Source organism: Rhodococcus sp. EPR-134 (assembly GCF_001647205.1).
Lineage (GTDB): Bacteria > Actinomycetota > Actinomycetes > Mycobacteriales > Mycobacteriaceae > Rhodococcus_F > Rhodococcus_F qingshengii.
Window position 1 is genome coordinate 1 of record NZ_LVCT01000453.1, and the last position, 1,494, is coordinate 1,494.

At 59.9% G+C, this 1,494-nt stretch carries 1 protein-coding gene, 1 pseudogene and 1 other annotated feature; the gene and the pseudogene both read left to right on the top strand.

Annotated elements, in window-relative coordinates:
- Window positions 1–77: 77 nt before the first annotated feature.
- Window positions 78–1,069 (top strand): annotated as a pseudogene (locus A2J01_RS35295) (IS3 family transposase); the annotation flags it as partial.
- Window positions 365–493: a sequence feature (AL1L pseudoknot), on the top strand. Its footprint overlaps the pseudogene before it by 129 nt.
- Window positions 1,069–1,494 (top strand): helix-turn-helix domain-containing protein (locus tag A2J01_RS35300; RefSeq protein WP_156519341.1); only part of this gene is annotated, 426 nt, incomplete at its 3' end. The pseudogene A2J01_RS35295 and the gene A2J01_RS35300, both read left to right, overlap by 1 nt.

The following is a 1,494-nucleotide window of genomic DNA, read 5'->3' on the forward strand; positions in this document are numbered from 1 at the left end:
CAGCCTCTCGCCGACAACGGAATCAGTGAATCGAACCGGAGTTTCCGGAGACTTCATCCTTTGGGAAAGATGGAGTCATGTCCTCAGCAACGAACAAGAGGTACCCGCCCGAACTGCGTGAGCGGGCAGTGCGGATGGTCGCAGAAGTCCAACACGAGTACCCGTCCGAGTGGGCCGCAGTCGAATCCGTCGCTGACAAACTCGGCATCGGAACAGCGCAAACGCTGCTCAACTGGGTCCGGAGAGCTCAGACCGACGCCGGCGAACGTCCCGGTGTGACGAGCGAAATGGCAGCGGAGATGCGCAAACTTCGAGCCGAGAATCGGGAACTCAAGCGCGCCAACGAGATCCTGAATTCGGCATCGGTTTTCTTCGCAGCGGAGCTCGACCGCAACAACAAGTGATCATCGACTTCATCAACCGATACAAGAGTGAGTACGGCGTCGAGCCGATGTGCAGGGTGCTCAGCGAGCATGGCTGCTCAATTGCGCCGTCCACCTACTACGACGCGCGCAATCGTTCCGCATCTCGGCGGGCTCTGCGCGACGAAGAGCTCAAAGCCGCGGTCAGCCGTGTACATGCCGAGAATTATTCGGTCTACGGAGCCCGGAAGGTGTGGCTGGAAATGCGTCGAGAAGGCATCGACGTGGCACGGTGCACGGTCGAACGGTTGATGGGTGTCCTCGGGCTCGAAGGTGCACGTCGAGGCAAGGCGAAACGGACCACTATCGCAGATCCACAAGGCCGTCGGGCGGACGATCTGGTGCAGCGAAAGTTCAACCCGGTTGCGCCAAATGTGTTGTGGGTAGCCGACTTTACCTATGTTTCGACGTGGTCGGGTTGGGTGTACGTCGCGTTCGTGATCGATGCGTATTCACGGCGGATTCTGGGTTGGAGGACTGCGACGACGATGGCGACACCGTTGGTACTCGATGCGATCGAGCACGCGATCTGGACTCGACGCCGAGAAGGGATTACCGAACTGGCCGGGCTCATTCACCACAACGACCGCGGGTCGCAAGGCGTATTCAACCGGTCGTCGCAACACCTACCCGATAGAGGTGTTCGATGAGAGCCATCGAGAGGCAGAAACGAGTCCGGGAATATCGAGGACAGATCGCTTCACCAGGGCGACCGACAATAGCCTGGCGTGAAGACCGGGTTCGCTTCTGGATCGCGATCGCCGGTGGAGCGAAAACCGTTGACGCGGGGATTACCGCCGGAGTGTCAGAGCCGGTCGCTCATCGTTGGTTCAAGCATGCTGGTGGAGTGAATCCGCAACTGCCCCCTAGTGTTTCTGGACGGTACATCTCCTCGTCCGAGCGTGAGGACATCGCGCTTTGGCGTGCGCAAGGCGAAGGAGTCCGACAAATTGCTCGCCGTCTGGGCCGCAGCCCGTCGACGATCTCGCGGGAGCTGCGCAGGAACGCGTCAACGCGAACCTACCGACTCGAGTACAAAGCATCGACAGCTCAATGGCATGCCGAGCGTCGT